The sequence below is a fragment of the Effusibacillus sp. SKA8 genome, from assembly GCF_058273125.1.
Map to the genome: position 1 here is coordinate 365,001 of NZ_JBZCSF010000001.1, position 20,893 is coordinate 385,893.

The 20,893-nt window shown below is 48.6% G+C and carries 20 protein-coding genes and 1 other annotated feature; of the genes, 14 read left to right on the plus strand and 6 right to left on the minus strand.

Annotation, left to right across the window (positions count from 1 at the left end; genetic code table 11):
- Nucleotides 1-89: 89 nt before the first annotated feature.
- From AC4ED1_RS01885 to AC4ED1_RS01905, 5 genes are all read left to right on the plus strand, one after another.
- Entirely contained in the window at nt 90-926 is an 837-nt protein-coding gene (locus AC4ED1_RS01885) for a hypothetical protein (protein WP_490935701.1), read from the plus strand.
- A gap of 248 nt (nt 927-1,174) precedes the next feature.
- On the plus strand, nt 1,175-1,459 hold the full coding sequence (locus AC4ED1_RS01890) for a 2Fe-2S iron-sulfur cluster-binding protein (protein ID WP_490935702.1): 285 nt from the start codon (nt 1,175-1,177) through the stop codon (nt 1,457-1,459).
- Nucleotides 1,460-1,525: 66 nt separating this feature from the next.
- Nucleotides 1,526-2,344 (plus strand): alpha/beta fold hydrolase, encoded by an 819-nt coding sequence (locus tag AC4ED1_RS01895; protein ID WP_490935703.1) that lies wholly within the window; start codon nt 1,526-1,528, stop codon nt 2,342-2,344.
- A 251-nt stretch (nt 2,345-2,595) separates the two neighbouring features.
- Nucleotides 2,596-3,378, plus strand: coding sequence for a hydroxypyruvate isomerase family protein (locus tag AC4ED1_RS01900; RefSeq protein ID WP_490935704.1), 783 nt, complete (start codon nt 2,596-2,598; stop codon nt 3,376-3,378).
- Between the two features lie 33 nt (nt 3,379-3,411).
- Nucleotides 3,412-4,332 carry an NAD(P)-dependent oxidoreductase gene (locus AC4ED1_RS01905; RefSeq protein WP_490935779.1) on the plus strand — a complete coding sequence of 307 codons (921 nt, stop codon included), beginning with the start codon at nt 3,412-3,414 and terminating at the stop codon, nt 4,330-4,332.
- Between the two features lie 165 nt (nt 4,333-4,497).
- Here AC4ED1_RS01905 and AC4ED1_RS01910 read toward each other — a convergent pair whose 3' ends face one another.
- On the minus strand, nt 4,498-5,280 hold the full coding sequence (locus tag AC4ED1_RS01910; RefSeq protein ID WP_490935705.1) for an arginase family protein: 783 nt from the start codon (nt 5,278-5,280) through the stop codon (nt 4,498-4,500).
- Between the two features lie 147 nt (nt 5,281-5,427).
- Between AC4ED1_RS01910 and AC4ED1_RS01915 the strand changes: the two genes are divergently transcribed.
- Both AC4ED1_RS01915 and AC4ED1_RS01920 read left to right on the plus strand, forming a co-directional pair.
- Complete coding sequence (locus AC4ED1_RS01915) at nt 5,428-6,159, plus strand: endonuclease/exonuclease/phosphatase family protein (RefSeq protein WP_490935706.1); 732 nt, start codon at nt 5,428-5,430, stop codon at nt 6,157-6,159.
- 77 nt (nt 6,160-6,236) lie between these two features.
- A complete protein-coding gene (locus AC4ED1_RS01920; RefSeq protein WP_490935707.1) occupies nt 6,237-7,682 on the plus strand; it encodes an alkaline phosphatase family protein in 1,446 nt (481 codons plus the stop codon).
- A gap of 22 nt (nt 7,683-7,704) precedes the next feature.
- Here the strand turns inward: AC4ED1_RS01920 and AC4ED1_RS01925 are convergent, their stop codons facing one another.
- Nucleotides 7,705-8,085 carry a hypothetical protein gene (locus AC4ED1_RS01925; RefSeq protein ID WP_490935708.1) on the minus strand — a complete coding sequence of 127 codons (381 nt, stop codon included), beginning with the start codon at nt 8,083-8,085 and terminating at the stop codon, nt 7,705-7,707.
- Nucleotides 8,086-8,358: 273 nt separating this feature from the next.
- Nucleotides 8,359-8,614: a binding site (T-box leader), on the plus strand.
- A 236-nt stretch (nt 8,615-8,850) separates the two neighbouring features.
- On the opposite strand from AC4ED1_RS01925, the gene cimA reads away from it, so the two are divergent.
- The 5 genes from cimA (at nt 8,851) to AC4ED1_RS01950 (ending at nt 15,089) form a co-directional block, all read left to right on the plus strand.
- Nucleotides 8,851-10,425, plus strand: coding sequence for a citramalate synthase (gene cimA, locus AC4ED1_RS01930; RefSeq protein WP_490935709.1), 1,575 nt, complete (start codon nt 8,851-8,853; stop codon nt 10,423-10,425).
- Between the two features lie 195 nt (nt 10,426-10,620).
- Nucleotides 10,621-11,679: a BtaManbiosPhlase gene (locus AC4ED1_RS01935; RefSeq protein ID WP_490935710.1), complete on the plus strand. Its 1,059-nt coding sequence runs from the start codon at nt 10,621-10,623 to the stop codon at nt 11,677-11,679.
- Between the two features lie 302 nt (nt 11,680-11,981).
- Nucleotides 11,982-12,503 (plus strand): Uma2 family endonuclease, encoded by a 522-nt coding sequence (locus AC4ED1_RS01940; protein WP_490935711.1) that lies wholly within the window; start codon nt 11,982-11,984, stop codon nt 12,501-12,503.
- A 237-nt stretch (nt 12,504-12,740) separates the two neighbouring features.
- Nucleotides 12,741-14,174: a tetratricopeptide repeat protein gene (locus tag AC4ED1_RS01945; protein ID WP_490935712.1), complete on the plus strand. Its 1,434-nt coding sequence runs from the start codon at nt 12,741-12,743 to the stop codon at nt 14,172-14,174.
- 576 nt (nt 14,175-14,750) lie between these two features.
- Nucleotides 14,751-15,089: a hypothetical protein gene (locus AC4ED1_RS01950; RefSeq protein ID WP_490935713.1), complete on the plus strand. Its 339-nt coding sequence runs from the start codon at nt 14,751-14,753 to the stop codon at nt 15,087-15,089.
- A gap of 287 nt (nt 15,090-15,376) precedes the next feature.
- Here the strand turns inward: AC4ED1_RS01950 and AC4ED1_RS01955 are convergent, their stop codons facing one another.
- Entirely contained in the window at nt 15,377-15,649 is a 273-nt protein-coding gene (locus AC4ED1_RS01955; RefSeq protein ID WP_490935714.1) for an HU family DNA-binding protein, read from the minus strand.
- Nucleotides 15,650-15,872: 223 nt separating this feature from the next.
- On the opposite strand from AC4ED1_RS01955, the gene AC4ED1_RS01960 reads away from it, so the two are divergent.
- Entirely contained in the window at nt 15,873-17,576 is a 1,704-nt protein-coding gene (locus AC4ED1_RS01960; RefSeq protein WP_490935715.1) for a long-chain-fatty-acid--CoA ligase, read from the plus strand.
- Between the two features lie 157 nt (nt 17,577-17,733).
- On the opposite strand, the gene AC4ED1_RS01965 is transcribed toward AC4ED1_RS01960, so the two are convergent.
- Together AC4ED1_RS01965 and AC4ED1_RS01970 are read right to left on the minus strand one after the other, a co-directional pair.
- A complete protein-coding gene (locus tag AC4ED1_RS01965) occupies nt 17,734-18,252 on the minus strand; it encodes a MogA/MoaB family molybdenum cofactor biosynthesis protein (protein ID WP_490935716.1) in 519 nt (172 codons plus the stop codon).
- A 61-nt stretch (nt 18,253-18,313) separates the two neighbouring features.
- Nucleotides 18,314-18,649 carry a LysM peptidoglycan-binding domain-containing protein gene (locus AC4ED1_RS01970; protein ID WP_490935717.1) on the minus strand — a complete coding sequence of 112 codons (336 nt, stop codon included), beginning with the start codon at nt 18,647-18,649 and terminating at the stop codon, nt 18,314-18,316.
- Between the two features lie 180 nt (nt 18,650-18,829).
- Here AC4ED1_RS01970 and lexA point away from each other — a divergent pair, with 180 nt between their 5' ends.
- Nucleotides 18,830-19,447: a transcriptional repressor LexA gene (lexA, locus tag AC4ED1_RS01975; RefSeq protein WP_490935718.1), complete on the plus strand. Its 618-nt coding sequence runs from the start codon at nt 18,830-18,832 to the stop codon at nt 19,445-19,447.
- A gap of 78 nt (nt 19,448-19,525) precedes the next feature.
- Here the strand turns inward: lexA and glnA are convergent, their stop codons facing one another.
- Nucleotides 19,526-20,863 carry a type I glutamate--ammonia ligase gene (glnA, locus tag AC4ED1_RS01980; protein ID WP_490935719.1) on the minus strand — a complete coding sequence of 446 codons (1,338 nt, stop codon included), beginning with the start codon at nt 20,861-20,863 and terminating at the stop codon, nt 19,526-19,528.
- Between the last annotated feature and the right edge of the window lie 30 nt (nt 20,864-20,893).

Sequence of the window (20,893 nt, forward strand, 5' to 3'; positions counted from 1 at the left end):
GTATCATCATTTTTTTCTGTTTGAATCGAACATTCACACGTGAAACTTTTGTTCAATTTATCGTGGCTATGGCTGTTGGATGGCTCATTATGTTTTTTCTGCCACCCAAATTGTTTTATCAGATCTATCTTCCTTCTTCTTTCTTTTTGCTGTTTTGGCTGATTAATTTTGGCATCATCGGGCGCAGATGGCCGTGTACTCCCCTGGAAGGTTTTTGGAAACCGGGTAAGAGCAAGGTCTGGGCAGGTTTGTTAATGACCTGTCTGTGGATTGTGTTGGCTTTGTTGAATACCTGGTTTGTTATCAATGTCTGGCCTGCCGTTCCACTGTTTCCAGTGACGCTGTATTTCGGAGTGATTCTCTTCATGACCACTCTCTGGTATGCTTTCATTTGGGGCGCTTATCCGGTCGGTCCCAAATCAGGTGGCCAGAATGTGGTTGTCGGAACAATCGTTATCCTGTTTATTAGCGCTGTCCTCTGGAACATCTTGCCAGATTTCAGCGGAACCCCCCTTGACGGGCCGTTTAATCCGAAGAGAATTTTTCAGGCTGACTTCATGTTGGGAATGGCCGTCTGGATCATCACGTGGATCATGATTTTTGGAAATTATCTAAGCTTGCAACGGTATCCCTTCTATAAACTCGGTGAACCCTGGGGACAAATCGTTCTTACAATAGCAGTCATTGTATTGGGTTACTTATCTTGGACGATCAGCCTGAAATTTCTTACTCCTACGTTCTCTTTCGCAGGGATCGGCGGGTCTATCATTGGGTGGGTCTTATTTCACTTAGCCATTTTCGGATATTATCCTAACGCCAAATATACCCAGCCCAAAAGGGGATTTTATAATTTGATGATCGTTGCGATCATGGTCGTCATCTGGATCCCCCTGATGCGGCTAAATCCTGTCTCCGATTCTGGATAAAGCAGCTGCAGCCGACATCCCGTTTGATATATCGGCCCTCTCCATGTTTTATACGTTACATGTGGTGGCCATTCTCCTGGTCGTCCATAACCTGTTTTGGTTCAAGATGCCATATTCGCCACCCGGACCGCTGATCGGCCCGGAAGATGTGCCGCCGGAGCTGTCGATCAAAACTTCATCAGCTACTATCGGAAAGAACATTTGAACCGAATCCAACGATATTATACAACTATTTGGAGGAAAAGACCATGGCAAAAACATATCGCATCGTTATCGTGGAAGATCAACAAGAATTCACCTGTCCGGAGAATCAAAATATTTTGCGGGCAGCCATCACGAATGGTATCTGGAGTATTGAACGCGGGTGTTTAGGTGGCGGTTGTGGATTATGCAAAGTGCAAGTAGAGTCTGGAAGATACGAACTTGGCTTGTCATCTGTGCAAGCGTTGCCCCATGAAGAACGGGAAAAAGGTTATGTCCTGGCATGTAAAACGGTACCGACATCTGATTTGACCATTCGTATAAAACAATGAAGAATAATGTGAAACGACGACAGGGTCGCTCTGCCTGCGGATTATGCGAAATGAGGTGAAACAAAGATGGTTGAAAAAGGGAAATACGTCGATACAGGGGGAATTCTCACTCATTATCATGAGGATGGAAGTGGAGAACCGCTTCTTCTGATTCATGGATCGGGGCCAGGTGTATCGGCATGGGCGAACTGGAGATTGGTTTTTCCCGTTTTGTCGCAGCATTACCACTTATATGCTCCCGATATCGTCGGATTTGGCTATACCGAAAGGCCGGGGCAAATCAAGTATTCGGTGGATGTTTGGGTCAATCATATGCTTTCCTTCATAGAAAAAATGGGATTAAAACAGGTTTCAATCATTGGAAACTCGATGGGCGGGGCTTTAGCCCTTCATATTGCCTATCGACGTGCGGATCTGGTGAAAAAATTGATCCTGATGGGAAGTGTTGGCATCTCTTTCCCTATTACAAAAGAACTGGATGCGGTATGGGGATATACGCCAAGCCTTGAAAACATGAAAGAATTAATCAGAATCTTTTCTTTTGATCAAAGCATGGCCGACAAGGATGACCTGGTTGAAATGCGCTATCAGGCGAGTATACAGAAAGGATTCCAGGAATCTTTTTCGGCAATGTTTCCTGAACCCCGCCAACAGCATGTGGATGCCTTGTCATTGAAAGAAGAAGAGTTGAAGCAAATTCGGGTTCAGACATTATTGACTCATGGCAGGGAGGATCGGGTTATTCCGTTGGAACAGACCAGTTGGAGGCTGTCCCGTATTCTTCCCAATGCGGAACTGCATGTGTTTCCCCAATGCGGACATTGGACGCAAATCGAAAAGACAAAGCCCTTTTTGAACTTAGTCCTTGAATTTTTAAGCCGTTAGAAAGTCTTCCTGGAAGATGTCAAACGGGCGATCCGAACCGGAGCGCTTCATGAACTTGCAGGGTTTTAACGGATTGTAGAGTCTGCGAAAAAGAGGCGTCTGCCTCTTTTTTATGCCTTTTTTCAACACTGACGGACAACCGGAATTTATTTTTACCCTAACATCCCGTAAGATATTATAATAAATTCCGGGAACGAGCTGTTACGAACTTGGTGGCCTACCGACAAAAAGAAACACTAAGGGGGAATACAATGCTGAACTTCTCGCCCAATCTCTCGACTCTTTACCATGAAGTCCCGTTTTTGCAGCGGTTTTCGAAAGCGCGGGCAGCAGGTTTTCGATATGTGGAATTTCAGTTTCCTTACGAGTTTCAAATCGATGAGATAAAGCGTGAAGTGCGAACTCACGATTTAAATGTCGTGTTGTTCAATCTTCCGCCGGGAGACTGGAAGCAAGGGGACCGGGGAATCGCCATTCTTCCGGACCGGCGCCAGGAATTTCGGGAGGCGGTTGAAGAAGCGATTCGCTACGCAACCGCCTTAAACTGTCCGAGATTGCATTGTTTGGCCGGAATCCTGCCGGAAGGAATGCCGACAGGCGACGCCTGGAATGTGTTTGCCGAAAATTTGCGCCACGCGGCTTCAAAATTTGCGGACTACGGGTTAACTCTACTGATTGAACCGATTAACACATTTGACATGCCCGGCTATTTTCTTTCCGATCTCAGGCGGGCTTACAGCATGCTATGTGAGTTGAAGCTTCCGAATTTGAAGATTCAATACGATTTTTACCACATTCAACGAATACAGGGCGAGCTTCTTTCTTCTTTTAAACGCTTGCAGGACTTGATAGGGCATGTTCAAATTGCGGATACCCCGGGCCGTCATCAACCCGGCACCGGAGAAATCAACTATTCCAATGTTTTCCGTTTTTTGGAAGAAAGTAGTTATCAGGGATACGTGGGACTGGAATATATTCCGGCCGGGCCCTCCGACGAAAGTTTCAATTGGCTGCCCGGCTTCCATGAGATGTAGGGGGTAAGAAGAAAAATGGGGGGCTGCACGAATATGATGCGAATCGGCTTCATCGGGCTGGGGGTTATGGGGGCCAGAATGGCGACACGTCTGATCCGGGCGGGATATGCTGTAACCGTTTACAATCGTACACAAGAAAAGATGAATCCGTTGATTGAACTGGGCGCCAAGGCGGCAACCGACATAGCCGCGGTGGCGGCGCAGTCGGAAGTGGTCTGCACATGCCTGTCGATGCCAAGCGATGTAAGGGAAGTGTACGAGGGTCGACAGGGGATTCTGGAAAACAGCCGTCCTAATACGATCTGTATTGATTTTACGACAGTCGGTATGGATACAAGCGTTGCACTGGCAAATCTGGCGAAAAAGAAAAAGGTTGCATACTTGGACGCTCCGGTCAGCGGAGGACCGGAGGGAGCCGAACAGGGGACATTGACGATCATGGCAGGCGGCGAACAGGAGGCGTTTCAACGCGTATTGCCGATTTTAGAAGTCCTGGGAAACAATGTCCAATATCTGGGCCAGTCCGGGTTGGGAAGCGTGGCCAAACTGATGAATCAATATTTGGTGGCCGTACACTCTCTGGCGGCTTCCGAGGTTATGGTGACAGGCGCCGCACTTGGACTGCGCGCCGAGCAGTTGTATGATATTTTGCGATCCAGTTATGGAGACAGCCGGATGTTGCGTCGACATATGGAGAATTATGTATTGACGCGCAATTTCCAGCCTGGAGGCGCTGTTAAATATGTGCTGAAAGACGTAAAGCTCGCCAACCAACTGGTTGAAAAAGCCGGGTTGATGCCGCGAACCGGAAACAACGCGGAAGAGGTTTTCTCCCTTGCTGTCGAACAAGGACTTGCCGATCTGGATATGTCGGCGGTTATACAGATCCTGGAAAAACAATGCGGTGTGGTTGTCAAAGATTCCGGTAAACGTGGAAGATCGTACGCGAATTGATGGAGGCACTGGATCACGTTCACGGCAAAGAAGAAATTTTGGGAGTCGTCCACCAGATGCAAGACCGCTTGAAATAACGGTCTTTTGCCTTCCGCAAACGGGTTGCGCATCAAGGATGCACGGTCGGGGATCAACCCCGGCTTTTATTTTCCCAAAGGGGGTGACTCAGGCAATTTTGTCATATTCCTGTCGCAGTACCTGCAAAATCTTCCGGTTGGCTTGCTCATTTTTTTGAACCGCTTGTACACAGTCCGGACGAAAGAATTCGGTCGGCAAGACCAGATACTCCCCGCAAATATCCACGCCGTACACCTTCTTCAGGGAGACCACACGCCCCAAAAGTTCCAAGAGCACCGGAAGTTTCAGGCTTCCCTGGTCCCAATTGGTTCTTGCCTGCGTGGGATCCAGCACATCCTTGTCAATACTGATATACACCGTGTCCGTTTCGATGGCGGAAAGGACCCGGGCAACAAAATTGGCAGAGTCTTCGAATGAAGATTCCGGAAACACCGTGACTTTAGACTGCCAATACCCGGTTCGTCCAAATGAATCGGGCCGCACACCAATGGCAATGACTTTTTGCAGCTGCGGCAGATTCGCAACCGCTCTCGACGCCCAGGAGCCGCAGGAGATGATGGAAGGGGACGGATCTGCCATCATGTCCGCATGATGATCAAACAACAACAGCGAAAATTTTTCTCCGATTTCGGAAAGCAACAGGTATGTAATGTAATGATAGTCGCCGCTTCCTATGAAGGTGATGCCGTGATTGGTGCGGCGTTTCAAACGGTGTTTGATTTTGCGGAAAGAATCGGCTTCACAATACCGCTTCACCTGCCGAAGATCCTGAAAGTCAATCCATTCGTGGGGAAACTGCCGGAGCCGCTTCTGGGGCACATACGTTTGGTCGAAATTCAAGAAGGTAACATCACGAAACAATAACGTCATGTTCTCCACTTCCTTTCATAAATTTATGGACTCACAAATTTATGACGAAGAAGATGAAGATGCCAGAGATTTACGTAAAATAATTATAGTAAAGCAAAGCGCGATTATCAATTCAAATCTTCTGTATTTCATCTGGGGGGAAACGGTTTGCGGCTTAACGTGATGACCTTCAATATTCACCATGGGAGAGGGACAGACGGGCAATTGAACCTCAATCGAATCTCCGAAGTCTTGGAAGCAAGCGAAGCGGATGTGATCGGACTTAATGAGGTGGACAGGTATTTCGCCAAAAGAAGCGGTTTTGCGGATCAGGCCCGCTGGCTGGCAAATCGCTTGCAAATGCATCAGGCGTTCGGAGCGGCTGTCACATTGAAAGCCAATGCGGGCGAAAAAAACGGACAGTTCGGGAATGCCGTCTTGTCCCGTTTTCCGATCGTGTCCCAGGAGAACCATCCGTTTGATTTTCGTTCCAGAATCGTCGAAGGGCGGGCGCTGCTGGAAACCAGTCTGCAAATCGACGGGCAGTTGCTGAAAGTTTACGTCACTCACCTGAGTTTGCATCCGTTCTTTCACAAAAAGCAGACCGATTTTATCGTCAAAAAAGTTGCGGATGACCAGCAACCGGCCATCGTTTTGGGAGATTGGAACATGCGGCCGGGAGCGGGGGCATGGACAAAAATCACCCGGCATCTTACGGATGTTTGCCAGGCTGCAGGCCAGGCCGCATTTTATACCTTTCCGTCGTTTCGACCGAAATCGCAGTTGGATTACATATTTGTCAGCCGGCATTTTCATGTTTTCGCAGTAGAAGTGCTTCAAACATTCCCCGCGGCATCCGACCATTTGCCGCTAAAAGCAACGTTGCTCCTCAGACGTTAACGTTTCATAACATCCCTGTTTTGGAGACATACTGCATGTGTGAATAAATTGAAAGGTACGATCAAATGAAAAAAACAATGCTTCTTCTTGTTGATTCTTTGATGCCTGATATATTGGAAGATTGCTTGCGGAACCGAACCGTTCCCGCGATACGGTTTTTAAAGGACCGGGGGAGGTATTGGGCCGACTGCGTTACCGTGTTTCCCACGATGACGGCTACGGTCGACAGTTCGTTATTGACCGGGGTTTACCCGGACATTCACCGGGTTCCCGGCATCATCTGGTATGATCCGGAAAAAAAGGAGATCGTGAATTACCTTAACGGGTGGAGATGCGCTTGGAAATTGGGGATTTACAAATGCACACGCAACGTGCTTTACGACCTGAACGAAAAACATCTGAGCAAACGGGTTTCCACGATCTTTGAGGAGTTGGCTCACAGGGGCAAGACATCGGCTTCCATCAATGCGATCCTGCATCGGGGAAACAGTAAACACCGGCTCCGACCTCCCTTTCTGATCAACTTGGCTACTGGATTTCGGATTCATGGCGAAATCTCGGGCCCCGATTTCATGACGCTCGGAGCGATGGTTGAAACGCAAATGCGACGGATTCTTCCCCGGCATGTGCAAGGGTTGAGGCGGTATTACGGGATTAACGACACCTATGCTGTCAAAGTGATACAATCCCTCGTTCAATCGGGGAAACAACCCGATTTTATGCTGGTATATCTGCCGGATAACGATCATGAGGTGCACAAGAAGAGTCCCGATCATGCCAAAAAAGCTTTAATCAAGGTGGACTATCGGATCCAGCAAATCCTCAGCGCGTTCGGTTCCTGGGATGAAGCGTTAAATCGATGCGTATTCATCGTTACCGGAGACCATGGCCAGACCCGCATCGGCTCCGACAAAGAATTCACCATCAATCTTGACAAACTGCTGAAACCGTTTCGGGTTCTTCAACTGGGGGAAAAGGTGAAAGATCACGATCTGGTCGTATGCAACAACGAAAGAATGGCCTATCTCTATCCCCTGAAACCGGAGCAACACGACAAATTGCTGCAACAGCTTCTTACGGAACCGCGAATTGACCTGATCGCTTGGAAGAAGGAAAGAGGAGTTGCGGTCAAAGAGGGGGGATCCGGCAGAGAAGTGTATTTTGAGCCGGGCGGCCCTTATGTTGACATCTACGGAGCAGCTTGGACGATCGCGGGAGAATGGGCCGTCTTGGATTTGCGTCAGGATCGCGGGATCGTCAGGTATAGGGATTACCCCGATGCGCTCTCCAGATTGTACGGCGCCTTGTATTCCCAGGGCGTTCCCGTGATTGTCATAACCGCCCGCCCGAGATATGAATTTTTGAGCCGGTATTACCCAAAGCATTTAAAGGGCGGGTGCCACGGTTCTCTGCACAAATACGATTCTTTGGTGCCGCTGCTCGTCGCGGGAACCGAGCATCCCCTTCAGGATCCGCCCCGTCTGGTCGATTTGAAAAAATTTGTCGTCGGGCTTTTCGAATAAGAACAAATTTGCCCAAAGTGGATTATTTTTTTCCCGAAATCACCTTTCCTATGTAATTGCCGGCCAGCTCGACGCGGTATTTGCGGTTGACCTGAATCTTCTCATACTCTTTTTTGTCGGTGACAAACTTGTGGGTTTGCGTGGCGCTGAAGCTCGTCCCTTTCATCGATTGCGATACCGTGACCCGCGCAGTGACTTGATATGTCTTCACCTTGGGAAATTTGAGCCCCTCTCGCAGCGGTTGTTTGACGATTTGTTTGTTCATCACAAAAATTTCCCGGACTTCTTTATGAGCCGAATACATTTTGTCAAACTCCGCTTTTCGCCGGTTTATTGAACGGTACAAAAAATAATACGCGATTCCCAAAAGAAGCAGTACGATTGCGACGATCCACCATGTCATTGCAAATCCCCCTCGAATTCCACTCTTCTCTAAGTATGTAGATTTGGGACAAGATTTTCAACCGAGTGCGGCATACGCTCCAAATAATTCAATATTACGTGGAATCCGTACAGATGTCCATAGTCAGCTACGGAGAGTCAGCTACGGAGAGTGTCAGCTACGGAGAGCGCAAAAAATGTTGACAAAGACGAAAAGGGTACCTATAATAATTCAAAGTTTAATGGAATTTCGTTTCGCAATAGGTTGCTTGTTGTTGCTTGAAGCGCCATAGATTGAAAAGCGAAGAAAAGGACAAGTAGAAGAGAGCGCTGACGGACAGAGAGCCGTTCCCACTGGCTGAGAGGGCGGTCGTCATCTTTCTTTGAATATCGCCTTGGAGCTTTGTTTTTGAAAGGGCAGCAAATTGCCGGAGTAAAGAACAACGGAAGGTCCCCGTTACCGGACTGAAGTCCTGCTTGGACTTCATGAGTCCGTTTTTCGCGAGAAAAACGGAGAAGCCGGGTGGTACCGCGATGCTCTCGCCTCGGCAATCGAACGGTTTGCGTTCTGAATTTCACGCGCGTTTGATTGTCAGGGCGAGAGTTTTTTATATTTATCGACCAGCAAATGAGTTCAGATTAGATAAAGGCAAAAAGGAGATGGTGAATTTACCTTGACAATCCTACGGAAACAGCACCACGGTTTTTGGTGGTATTCATGTTGGAGAGGATAAAAGCAGGCAGGCCGATAATCGGTTTTAAAACAGCAGAGGCAGGGGGACATAAGATGGCGGAAGTATTGATTTACGATACAACTTTGCGGGACGGAACGCAGGGGGAAGGAATCAGCTTGTCAGTGGATGATAAGCTGAAAATTGCTCTTCGCCTTGACGAATTCGGCGTTCATTATATCGAAGGCGGCTGGCCGGGGAGCAATCCAAAAGACATGGAGTTTTTTCAAAAAGTAAAGGAACTCCCTCTGACCACTTCGAAGATTACCGCGTTTGGAAGCACGAGAAGACAAGGGATTTCTGCCGATCAGGACGAAAATCTCAGGAAACTGTTGGAAAGCGGCGTAAGTACCGTGACGATTTTTGGGAAAACATGGGATTTTCAGGTCACGCATGCGTTAAACACAACATTGGAAGAAAATCTGGCAATGATCTATGATTCCGTGCAATTTTTAAAATCGTACGGATTGGAAGTCATTTTTGATGCGGAGCATTTCTTTGACGGTTATAAGGCCAATCCCGATTATGCACTGGAAACCTTGAAAAAGGCTGAGGAAGGGGGAGCGGACTGGATCGTACTCTGTGATACGAATGGCGGAACACTCCCGCACGAGATCGAGACGATCGTGACAGCGGTCAAACAAACGCTGACAACGCCAATTGGCGTGCACTGTCATAATGACTCGGAATGCGCTGTAGCCAATACCCTTGCGGCGGTCAGGGCAGGGGCAAGACAGGTACAGGGAACCATGAACGGTTATGGAGAACGGTGCGGCAACGCCAATTTGATTTCGATTATTCCGAACCTTCAATTAAAACTGGGATATTTTTGCGTAAAAGAGGAGCAACTCAGCTCACTGACCTCCCTGTCACGATATATCCATGAGATTGCAAATGTCGTACCTCCCAACAATCAGCCGTTCGTAGGAATGAGTGCATTTGCCCATAAAGGCGGCATGCATGTCAGTGCTATTTTGAAATGCCCGGAAACCTACGAGCACCTGGCGCCGGACCGGGTAGGAAATCAACGCAGAGTTCTGGTTTCCGAATTGTCCGGTCAAAGCAACCTGCTCTATAAGGCTCAAGAATTGAACATTGATCTGGATAAATCGACCCCTGTCAGCAAGCGGGTCATTCAGAGGATCAAAAAAAAGGAGCATGAAGGATATCAGTATGAGGGAGCCGAGGCATCCTTTGAATTGCTGTTGCGGGAAGAATTGGGGGAAGGGACAGAGTTCTTTACCTTAGAGTCATTAAAAATTCTCGTGGAGAAGACGACTGATTCGGCGATCAATAGTACGGCGGTCGTCAAGGTGCGAGTATTCGATGAAATTATTCATATCGCCGCTGAGGGAAATGGCCCTGTCAACGCTTTGGACAATGCTCTGCGCAAAGCTTTGGAGTCGTTCTACCCCGAGATTAAGGATATGCAGCTTACCGATTATAAAGTTCGTGTTTTGGATGAAAAGGGAGCAACCGCAGCCAAGGTCAGGGTGTTGATTGAATCGTCCAATGGGAAGAAGCAGTGGAATACTGTGGGAGTTTCAACCAACATTATTGAGGCGAGTTGGCAGGCGTTGTGCGACAGTATTCGCTATCTTTTACTGAATACGGTGGCGGCAAAACATTGAATCTTGTGACTCAAGCGCCGGTTATTTTGCTGTAACGTTGCAACGTATATATAATAAAAAGTGGAGCAGTTCGATGGCAGGAGCGTTAAACGACCGTTTTCTGTGCGGGATACCCACGAGGTGACTGGTCGGAGTGACGATCTGTCGTCCCCAGCGCACAAGAGGTTGCGAACGAGGCTTGCAGGGAGGGAAAGCATGAACGTATACCGGTATGAAGAAAATCCGCTGTTGAAGCCCGCCAATGTGAAGCCGCACCGCGACGATTTTGAAGTGATCGGGGCGTTCAACGCAGGGGTGGCCAAATACCAGGATGAAATCATCCTGCTGCTGCGGGTGGCGGAACGTCCCGCCAGCTCCGACCCGGCGATTGTGAAAGCGACGCGGTTGGATCGTTCCACCCATCAACTGAAGATCCTGGAATTCCGGCGAGACGACCCGAAATACGATTACTCCGACCCGCGGGTGATCCAGGAAACGGGCAGCCACCGGTTCCAGGCCCTGACGTCAATTTCCTATCTGCGCATCGCAAGAAGCAAAGACGGACGCCGGTTCACAGTCGATGACCAGCCGTTTTTGTTTCCGGAAACGGAATATGAAACGTTTGGTATTGAGGATCCGCGGATCACCCAGATCGGGGATACATACTACATCGTGTTTACATCTGTGTCGCAGGTGGGGGTGGCCGTCGGCATGGCCTCCACCAAAGACTTCCGGCATGTGCAGCGGCACGGGCTGATTTTTGCTCCGGAAAACAAGGATGTGCTGCTGTTTCCGGAAAAAATCAACGGCAAGTACTACGCCCTGCACCGCCCCGTGCCGAAAGGGCTGGGGGCGCCCGAAATCTGGATTGCGGAGTCAGACAACCTGCTGTATTGGGGAAACCATCGGTTTTTACTGGGGTTGCGCGAAAACCGATGGGAAACAGTTCGGCTCGGCGGCGGCGCCGTGCCGATCAAGACGGAAAAAGGGTGGTTGGAACTGTACCATGCGGCCGATCAAAACAACCGCTACAGCATGGGGGCGGTGCTGCTGGATCTGGAGCGGCCCTGGCAGGTGATCGCCCGGTCGGAGCAGCCGGTGTTGGAACCGGAAACCGATTACGAACGGGCCGGATTTTTTGGCAATGTGGTGTTCTCCTGCGGCGCGTTGGTGGAAGGGGACACTATCAGGATGTATTACGGCGTATCGGACGATTCGATCGCTTGCGCCGAATTGAGTTTGCGGGAAATTCTCGAGTCTCTAACGTTTGTCTGATACAGGGGCCGCCCGTTCCGGCCGAACTGCGGAAAACCGCGAAATCCACAACGGTATCCGACGACAGCGACTGCCTGGCGCTCGCTGGTTTCATTGGGCCACAGTGTTCGCCTGGCACGGTGAAATGGTTTTCTCAGAGACCCTCTTCCCGATTTGCAGGGAAGAGGGTTTTAAAATGGGTATCCACTGGACGGCCAAGCCCCGATAGACAGCGAGGCTATCCTGTATCGCATTGCAGGGAGACGTGGGGTATAATGATAGATAATGAACAGGCACGGAATGAAGGAAGGGAGGTGTCGATGATGGAACTGCAGGAACAAATGGAGGTGCCGGAACGTTTTGAACTCATTGACGGCGTTGTTTACGATATGACGCCGCCTCCGACGTCGGAACATCAGGCGATCGTCACCCGGCTGAGCGGCGAACTTTATGCGAATTTAAAAGGGAAGCCTTGCAACGTTTTTGTTGCTCCTTTCGGTGTGTGGCTGGACGGAGATGCGGATGGAACCTATGTGGAGCCCGATATCACCGTGATTTGTGACCCGTCGAAGATCCACAAAAAAGGTTGCGTGGGTGCCCCCGATCTGCTCGTGGAAGTGTTGTCTCCGGCAACGGCTGTCAAGGACAGGAGTGTCAAGTTAAGGCGCTACCGATTGGCGGGCGTACGGGAATTTTGGATCGTGGATCCGCATAACCAGACGGTGGAGGTATTTCGCTGGTCTGACAATGTATTCACTGAACCGCAAGTACATGGAAAGAATGACACTGTGGCTCTGGGGATATGCGAAGGGGTGAGCGTTGAGCTGAAAGAGATTTTTGATTGATGTGGGCTTTCCGGCCTGAGCTCGCTGACATGCTCCAGGGCGGAAACTTCGGACTTGTCCTTTCCGCATCAAACGGAGAGTTCGGCTGTCGTAACGAAACACTCTCCAATTGGGAAAAGATTGCCTGTTTCCGTCGCTACTTTAAAGGCAGGGATGGCGTATACGCCGTTCAAGGGTACCATGCGATGGGATACCGGGGAAAAAACGGACTGTTTTCATGAGAGAGGAGATGTGACAATGACGAATTTGCATGCAGCCATCAACCCCCGGCTGATCTGCACCATTACCGGGCAAAAACGGGAGGATCTGCCGGACAAGCCGACTGTCAACATGTTGCCCGGTGAATATGGGCGACTCGCGGCGTGCAGGAAAAAACGGGTTCCTGCCCCATACAAGCCGAACAAACACTACCTGGTCTGCGGACATTGCGGCCGAAAAGGACAATATGACTTGGGGCATGTGATGTTTGATGCCAACCGGTGGATGGCGGATCGGGAGAAACAAGGGTCTACGAATCCCGAAGCGGAGACAGAGTTTCTGGACTACATCCAGGCGACAGCTTATTTTCGCTGCAAGCATTGCAACAACGCGGGAAAATGGGAAGATGCGTCATATTCCCTCGGGTTTGGCATTATAGCAGGATTGCTTGCTGGCCAACACACTGAAAACAATCGGTTTTCAACAGGTGAAATCACATTGTTTGACGGAAGCCGTCCGCGTTGGGCGAGTGACGCGGAAGAGTACTTTCTGCAGAAGTTGCAGACATCCGGTCAGGATAGCTATTTGTGGAACCGTCTTGGCAATCTGTACTATCAAGGCGGACGACCGGACTTGGCGGCGGTTGCTTTTGAGCAGTCGTTGCGAGCGGATCCGACGCAAATGGAGTCCCACTATTCCTTGGGCAATCTGCTGGCTCATATCGGTGAAATGGAAAAAGCGGCGTACCATTTTCGCATGATGCTTACGAGCGCCCCGTTTTACGAAAAAATGAAGGTCATCAAAATGAGGGACATGCTCGCTGACGGTTTGCAAAGTCTTTTTCATATTCATCTGGATTCTTGCCAGAGCATCCCTTTTTTGCCGACCGAACAGGAAGTTGCTGTTGCACGGGAAAGCGCCGGCCAGAGCGTCAGTCATTCGGATGAGCGGGCGCTGAGGCTGCTGGACTTTGAGCTTCATCCCGATGATCCCGATTCGTTCAAGCCGCTGGCCGAAATGTTCATGGGGCCTCGCCGCGAGGAACTGCCGGTCAATGAACGGACACTGGATAAGCCTCTGTCCGTCGCAGGACAGCACCCCAAGCAAAAGGAGGCGCTGCAACCCCGTGAACATTTTCCAAACCGGGCGAGATTGACAAGCGGGAGAAGCGGTGCGGCTCTGCTTGGATCTGAACAACGGCCGATCGTCATTGATGTAAACTCGGAGGAAAGAGCCGATCGAATCGCGCAGATTTGCGACCGGCTGGAATTGCATTATGTGCTCGGTTTTTCCGTCATGGAAGATTTGTCCGATCTGAAGCAGGCTCTACTCGCCAGACTGGCGCCGGAAGACCCCTATCAGCCCTGCCCGTGCGGAACCGGCAGCAAGTTCAGATTCTGTTGTGCGAGAAAATGGAAAACGATGACGGCGGATCAGTTACTGGCAGTTGCAAAAGAGCTCTATGGAGGATGATTGCAAATATATATTCAACAGGTAAGGACAAGGAGTGACGCAGGCGATCTTGGGTTTGCTTCCGGAAATGAACGGAACGATCCGGTTTCATGGGGACGGAAATAATGAACGGGGGACTTGTGCCTATATTCCGGAACATCAAGCTTTTCCAAAGGGATGCAGCAAAAAAATGATGCTTATCCTCGGTTTTCTGCATAAGCCGTCGATGTATGTCGTAGACGAGCCGTTTATCGGACTTGATCCGCGGGCGACTAGGGATCTCCTAAACATGTTGGATAAGGATGAAAAGTCGAGAATAAGGGAGATGGACTCTGAAATAAAGGGGGTTATCCGCTCTACAGCTTACTCTACATTTTCTTAAAAGTTAACATAAGATATATTATCGGACTCTATTTCAAACCAGTTGCTCCATTAGGCCAACAAAGTAGTGGTTCCGCCGTTTCAGTCAAAGCAACCAATACATAAGCTATGATAGTTCCGATTTGAAAGGAGGCTGTGTTTCCTAAATCAGCCGCATTTTTTCATTTTTTGATCTGTTGTGCGAAGAAAAAAAGAAGAAGAAAGGAGGATTCAAGTATGGTACATCCGATGTATCATAAATGTCTGAAATTCATAAACCAGCCAGTAACCGTATACCATATTAGCGGAAAGTGTTATCAGGGAATTCTGCAACGAGTTACCACTGACGGCATCTATTTATTGCCAACTACTGCATATGCATCCGGATTGAAATCGGATCTGCAGGTTGAAACGGCTGATAATAGCGGTAACACAGACTCGCATCGTGCTGCAAATGTCTTCTGGGGAGCTTTTTTCATACCGTTTGCCGCATTGGCGGGCCTTACTTTAGGATTTGCTGCAGGAGTAGCTACCGCGACCCCCTACTATTATCCCCCCTACCCCTATGTTTGGTAATTCATGTTTGGGAATTTTTTATCGAAGAATCTTGAAGAATCTTTACGTATTCGGGACGGCTTTTGGAGTAATGGGAGATTTCCCCTTTCTCCAGAAGCTTTTTCGCTTTCAAAGAAAGATGACGAATCGCTATAATCACTATTATGTATGTTAAGAAAAACGCATATGTTAAAGAAAAACGCACTCCTGTAACAAGAAGCGCGTCCAAAGTAAGAAAAACGCATATGTACTGTAAATATGTACCGCTTAACTGCAAATTTTACTTAACTGCGAAATTTATCTGTAAATCACTTTAAGAGTTCTTTTAAACTGGAACCTGGCTTGAATGCTGGAACTTTGGATGCCGGGATGGTAATCTCTTGTCCGGTTTGCGGATTACGGCCGGTTCGGGCGGAACGCTCGCGGGTTTCAAATGTTCCGAATCCGATTAATTGAACTTTTTCTCCGTTTTTCAACGCTTCTCCGATGGAATCAAGGATTGCGTTGACCGCCTTTTCTGCCTCCCCTTTTTTCAGAGACGTCTTTTCGGCTACAGTTGCGATGAGATCAGCTTTGTTCATCCAATACACCCTTTCTGCGAAAGATACCAAATATATTCTGTAAAACCGCCGAAAATCCTGCCGTTCAACAGTAAAAATCCTTAGGTATTCAATAGTTTTGACGCTAAATCAAACAGTTATCCACAAAATATCCACAAAATATTATCGTAAAATTTAAAATTTGACCGACTGGTCGGATCATGTTATCATTTTAATTAAGAGACAGATGGAGGGTGGGAATCCTATGTCAGATTTACCTTGGGCTCAGCACTATCCGAAAGAAATTCCGTTAGAGTTGAATTACCCGGATCAACCGCTCGGGAGTTTCTTGGAGCAATCCGCCTCGGCTTATCCGGCCCAAGCGGCAGTTTCATTTATGGGGAAAATGATTTCATATTCAAAATTGCTTGAAGAATCTTATAAATTCGCGAATGCCCTGCACTCCCTTGGAATTCAAAAAGGCGACCGCATCGGGATTGTTCTGCCAAACTGTCCGCAAAGCATTATCGCGTATTACGGAACTCTTTTTGCGGGTGCTGTTGTTGTGCTGTTCAACCCGATGTATACGGAACGGGAAATTCACCATCAAACATCCGATTCGGGCATTGCCGTTTTTGTGTGTCTCGATCTGCTTTATCCGAAAGTGAAAAATGCGATTCAAGGTACAACTGTGCATACAGTGATTGTGACCAGTATGAAAGAATATCTTCCGTTTCCCAAAAACATTCTCTATTCGATCAAAGCACGCAAAAACGGGCAGTATATGGAGATCGCCTACAACGACAAAATATTGTCATTTCGAGATTTGATGGCGCAGTCCTCGTCAAAGCCGGTACGGACAGTCATTGATCCGGCGAATGATCTTGCCTTGATTCAATACACTGGCGGAACCACAGGTATCTCAAAAGGCGTGATGTTAACTCACGCAAATCTGGTAGCCAACTCGGTGCAAGCCAAACATTGGATGTGGAAATGCAAACCGGGCCAGGAAACGATCTTATGTGTACTCCCCTTTTTTCACGTGTACGGTATGACTGTCGGCATGAATCTGGCCGTGATGATGGCCGCCAAGATGGTCCTCTTGCCAAAATTCCAACCGAAAGACGTGTTGGCCGCTATCCAGAAAGAAAAACCGACCCTCTTTCCCGGAGCGCCCACCATGTATATTGCGTTGCTGAACCACCCCGACATCAGGAAATACGACCTTTCCTCGATCGAAGCTTGTATTAGTGGCTCAGCTCCTCTTCCCTTGGAAGTCCAAGAAAAATTTGAAACCTTGACTGGCGGTAAACTGGTCGAAGGCTACGGTTTGACGGAAGCTTCCCCGGTTACCCATTGTAACCCGATTTGGGGTAAACGAAAAAACGGTTCGATCGGATTGCCTTGGCCCGATACGGAGGCCAAGATCGTAAACCCTGACACTTTGGAAGAAGTGAAGCCGGGGGAACCGGGCGAGTTGATGGTAAAAGGTCCGCAGGTGATGAAAGGATATTGGAACCGTCCTGCCGAAACGGAAAAGGTTTTGAAAGACAGTTGGCTATTGACGGGAGATATTGGAATTATGGACGAGGAAGGCTACTTTTACATTGTGGATCGCAAGAAACATATGATTATTGCCGGCGGATACAACATTTATCCACGCGAAGTGGAAGAAGTCCTATTCGAACACCCCGCAATCCAGGAAGCCGCCGTGTTGGGGATTCCGGACCCATATCGCGGCGAAACCGTCAAAGCCTTCGTTGTTGTTAAAGAGGGACATTCGGTCACAGCGGAGGAGTTGGATGAGCATTGTCGGGAACGGTTAGCCGCTTATAAAGTACCCCGTTTGTATGAATTTCGCCAAGAACTTCCTAAAACGATGGTAGGTAAAGTATTAAAGCGAGTTCTTCAAGAGGAAGAAGTCAACCGCCTGGTCTCCTCGGATAAAACACCGCCTAACGCTTCGTAAATACATTCGTATACGTTGTAAATACAACGGAGATGGGAGGAAACCGCAGAAGAGACGAAGAGACTGGGATATTTTCGGTCTCTTCGTCTGTCTGTCAACCAAACTTTTTTCAATCCTTGTTTATCTTTCTTGTTTTCCTTCTTTTTATCATTTTTGTTTATCTTTTTTTATCTTTGTAAATTTCTCGCATTACGTGTGCCAACTCAGGAATGATGATGCGGGTCATGGCTAGTTTTACCGCACCGGACGAACCAGGCATCGAAAACACGGCTGTTCCGTTGCACACTCCGGCGATGGCGCGGCTGAGGATTGCTGCAGGGCCGATGTCTTCCGTGAAACTCAAATAACGGAAAATTTCTCCGAATCCCGGCATCTTCTTGTCCAACATCGAATCCACAGCTTCATATGTAGTGTCGCGATCTGTAATGCCGGTACCGCCGTTTAGCAAAATGGCGTCAATATCCGATGAAGCGGCCCCTTCCGCAATCAAGTTTCGAATCAAATCGTATTCATCTTTGACAATTCGGTAATCTGTCACTTGGTGTCCGTTTTCCCGCAAAAGCTTCATGATGAGTTGTCCGCTTTTATCCGTTTCTTCCGTACGCGTGTCACTTACCGTGATCACCATGCAGGATACGGTCCCTGGAGCTTCCTTACGGTGTTCTTCAACTGACATGCTGTTCACCCCTCTACCATGCAATCTACATGATTAACGGGAAAGTTTCAATCCTGCTCCTCTAAAACACCGGCAATCTCAATTCCGTTCCGATTTGCAGTTTGGCGGACTTCAACCCGTTCAACTGTTGAATATGCCAAATCGCTTCTTGAATATCCTTTTCCGGATAATAGGTCGCGGCAATCGACCAGAGCGTATCTCCCGGTTGCACCACCACGGTCTTTTCAGTATTGCTGCCATATGCTTCCGCTCCCCCCAGAAAATTAGCCCCTATAAATACAACGAGAATTGCGACAAACACTAAAAACAACGTTTTTTCCTGCTTGCTTTCCTTAGAGTTTCCCGGGTTATGTTGGATATTGTTGCTGAGGATCGAATGTTTTGGCTTGGCAATCATGGATAATCTCCCTTTCGCGAACATTAGTTCCATATCCAAATTATTAAACAGAACATAAGTTCGTGTCAAGACAAAACCGAACTTATGTTTGTGTTTTTCCCTGCTTTGTGTTATGATCGGTCTAGTAAGAATTTATGATTCGTTTCTATTTCTAGTACGGTTAGGAGAGAGATTGCGGTTATGAAATTGTCCAAACGCCAACAGCAAATCTTGGATTTTATCAAAGAAGAAGTGCGCAAGAAAGGCTATCCTCCCTCCGTTCGCGAAATTGGTAATGCTGTCGGGCTTGCGTCAAGCTCAACGGTCCACGGACATCTTGCAAGCCTGGAGCAAAAAGGGCTTATCCGTCGCGATCCGGTCAAACCTCGTGCGATCGAGATTCTCGTTGCGGACTCTGCCGCTTCGCAACGCAATGTGTCCACCGTGATGGCGCCGATTATCGGTAAAGTTACAGCTGGCAATCCGATTACGGCAATTGAGAACGTGGAAGATTACTTCCCTCTTCCCGCTCATTTCGTTGGCGATGCGGAAGTGTTTTTGCTGACCATACAAGGGGATTCGATGATCGAAGCGGGGATCCATGACGGGGATCTGGTTATCGTCCGCAAGCAGCAAACCGCCCGCAACGGAGAAATTGTGGTTGCGATGACGGAGGACGATGAAGCGACCGTAAAGAGATTTTACAAAGAAGCGGATCATGTTCGCCTCCAACCGGAAAATTCCGCCATGCCCCCCCTTCGTTACAAGAACGTGACCATCTTGGGAAAAGTAATCGGGGTTTTCCGCTACGTAACCTAAAGTCTCCGCATTGTGCTCAAAAAAAGAAACCACCTTAAATCAGGTGGCTTTTCCTTTTGATTTCAGAAATCGCGTCCTTTAATAGGTTGTCAAGTATTGATCGCGTTCCCAGTCATGCACCGCAGTGCGGAACATATCCCATTCGATCAGCTTCGCTTCAACAAAGTGGGTTACAATGTGGTCGCCAAGAGCGGAACGAATCACATCGTCCGCGAGAAGTTCATCCACCGCTTCTTTCAAGGATGCCGGAAGCGAACGAATGCCGACTTGTTCTTTTTCCGCTTCGGTCATGATGTAAATGTTGCGGTTAACCGGATCCGGAAGCGGCAGCTCTTTCTGGATCCCATCAAGACCCGCTTTCAACATAACAGCAAGCGCAAGATACGGGTTGCAGGAGGGATCCGGGTTCCGTACTTCGATACGGGTGGACAGACCACGGGATGCCGGAATCCGGACAAGGGGAGAACGGTTTTTCGCCGACCATGCCACATAGCAAGGAGCCTCGTAGCCCGGTACAAGCCGCTTGTAAGAGTTAATGGTCGGATTTGTAATCGCCGCAAAACCGCGAGCATGCGCAAGAATACCTGCCAGATAATGCTTGGCGGTTTTCGACAAACCGAGTTCATCGTTTTCATCGTAGAAAGCATTTTCTTTGCCTTTGAACAAAGATTGATGGCAGTGCATGCCGGAGCCGTTGATTCCAAAAATCGGTTTGGGCATAAAGGTTGCATGCAAGCCGTATTTGCGGGCGACCGTTTTGACCACCAGTTTGAAGGTCATAATGTTGTCGGCGGCGGTCACCGCATTCGCGTATTTAAAATCGATCTCATGCTGACCGATCGCCACCTCATGGTGCGAAGCTTCGATTTCAAAGCCCATCGATTCGAGGGTCAACACAATTTCACGGCGGCAATTTTCACCAAGATCGAGCGGAGCCAAGTCGAAGTAACCGCCCTTGTCGTTCACATCCATTGTTGGGTTGCCGTTTTCATCAAGTTTAAAAAGGAAAAACTCCGGCTCCGGACCTACGTTCATGGCCGTGAAGCCCATCTCCTTCGCTTCAGCCAAAACGCGTTTGAGAGTGCCACGCGGATCTCCTTCAAACGGAGTGCCGTCCGGCATGTAAATGTCGCAAATCAGACGGGCGACTTTACCGTGTTCCGTTTCCCACGGAAAGATCAACCAGGTGTTCAAATCCGGATACAAGTACATGTCAGATTCTTCGATGCGAACGAAGCCTTCAATCGAAGAACCGTCGAACATCATTTTGTTCTCAAGCACTTTATCCAATTGTGAAACCGGTACTTCCACGTTCTTGATGACACCGAGTAAATCTGTAAACTGCAATCGGATATAACGGACGTTTTCCTCCTTTGCCATGCGTAAAATGTCGTTGGCCGTATAATTGTGTGGCATCAGGTTTCCCCCTTTTTATGTATCAGCGGC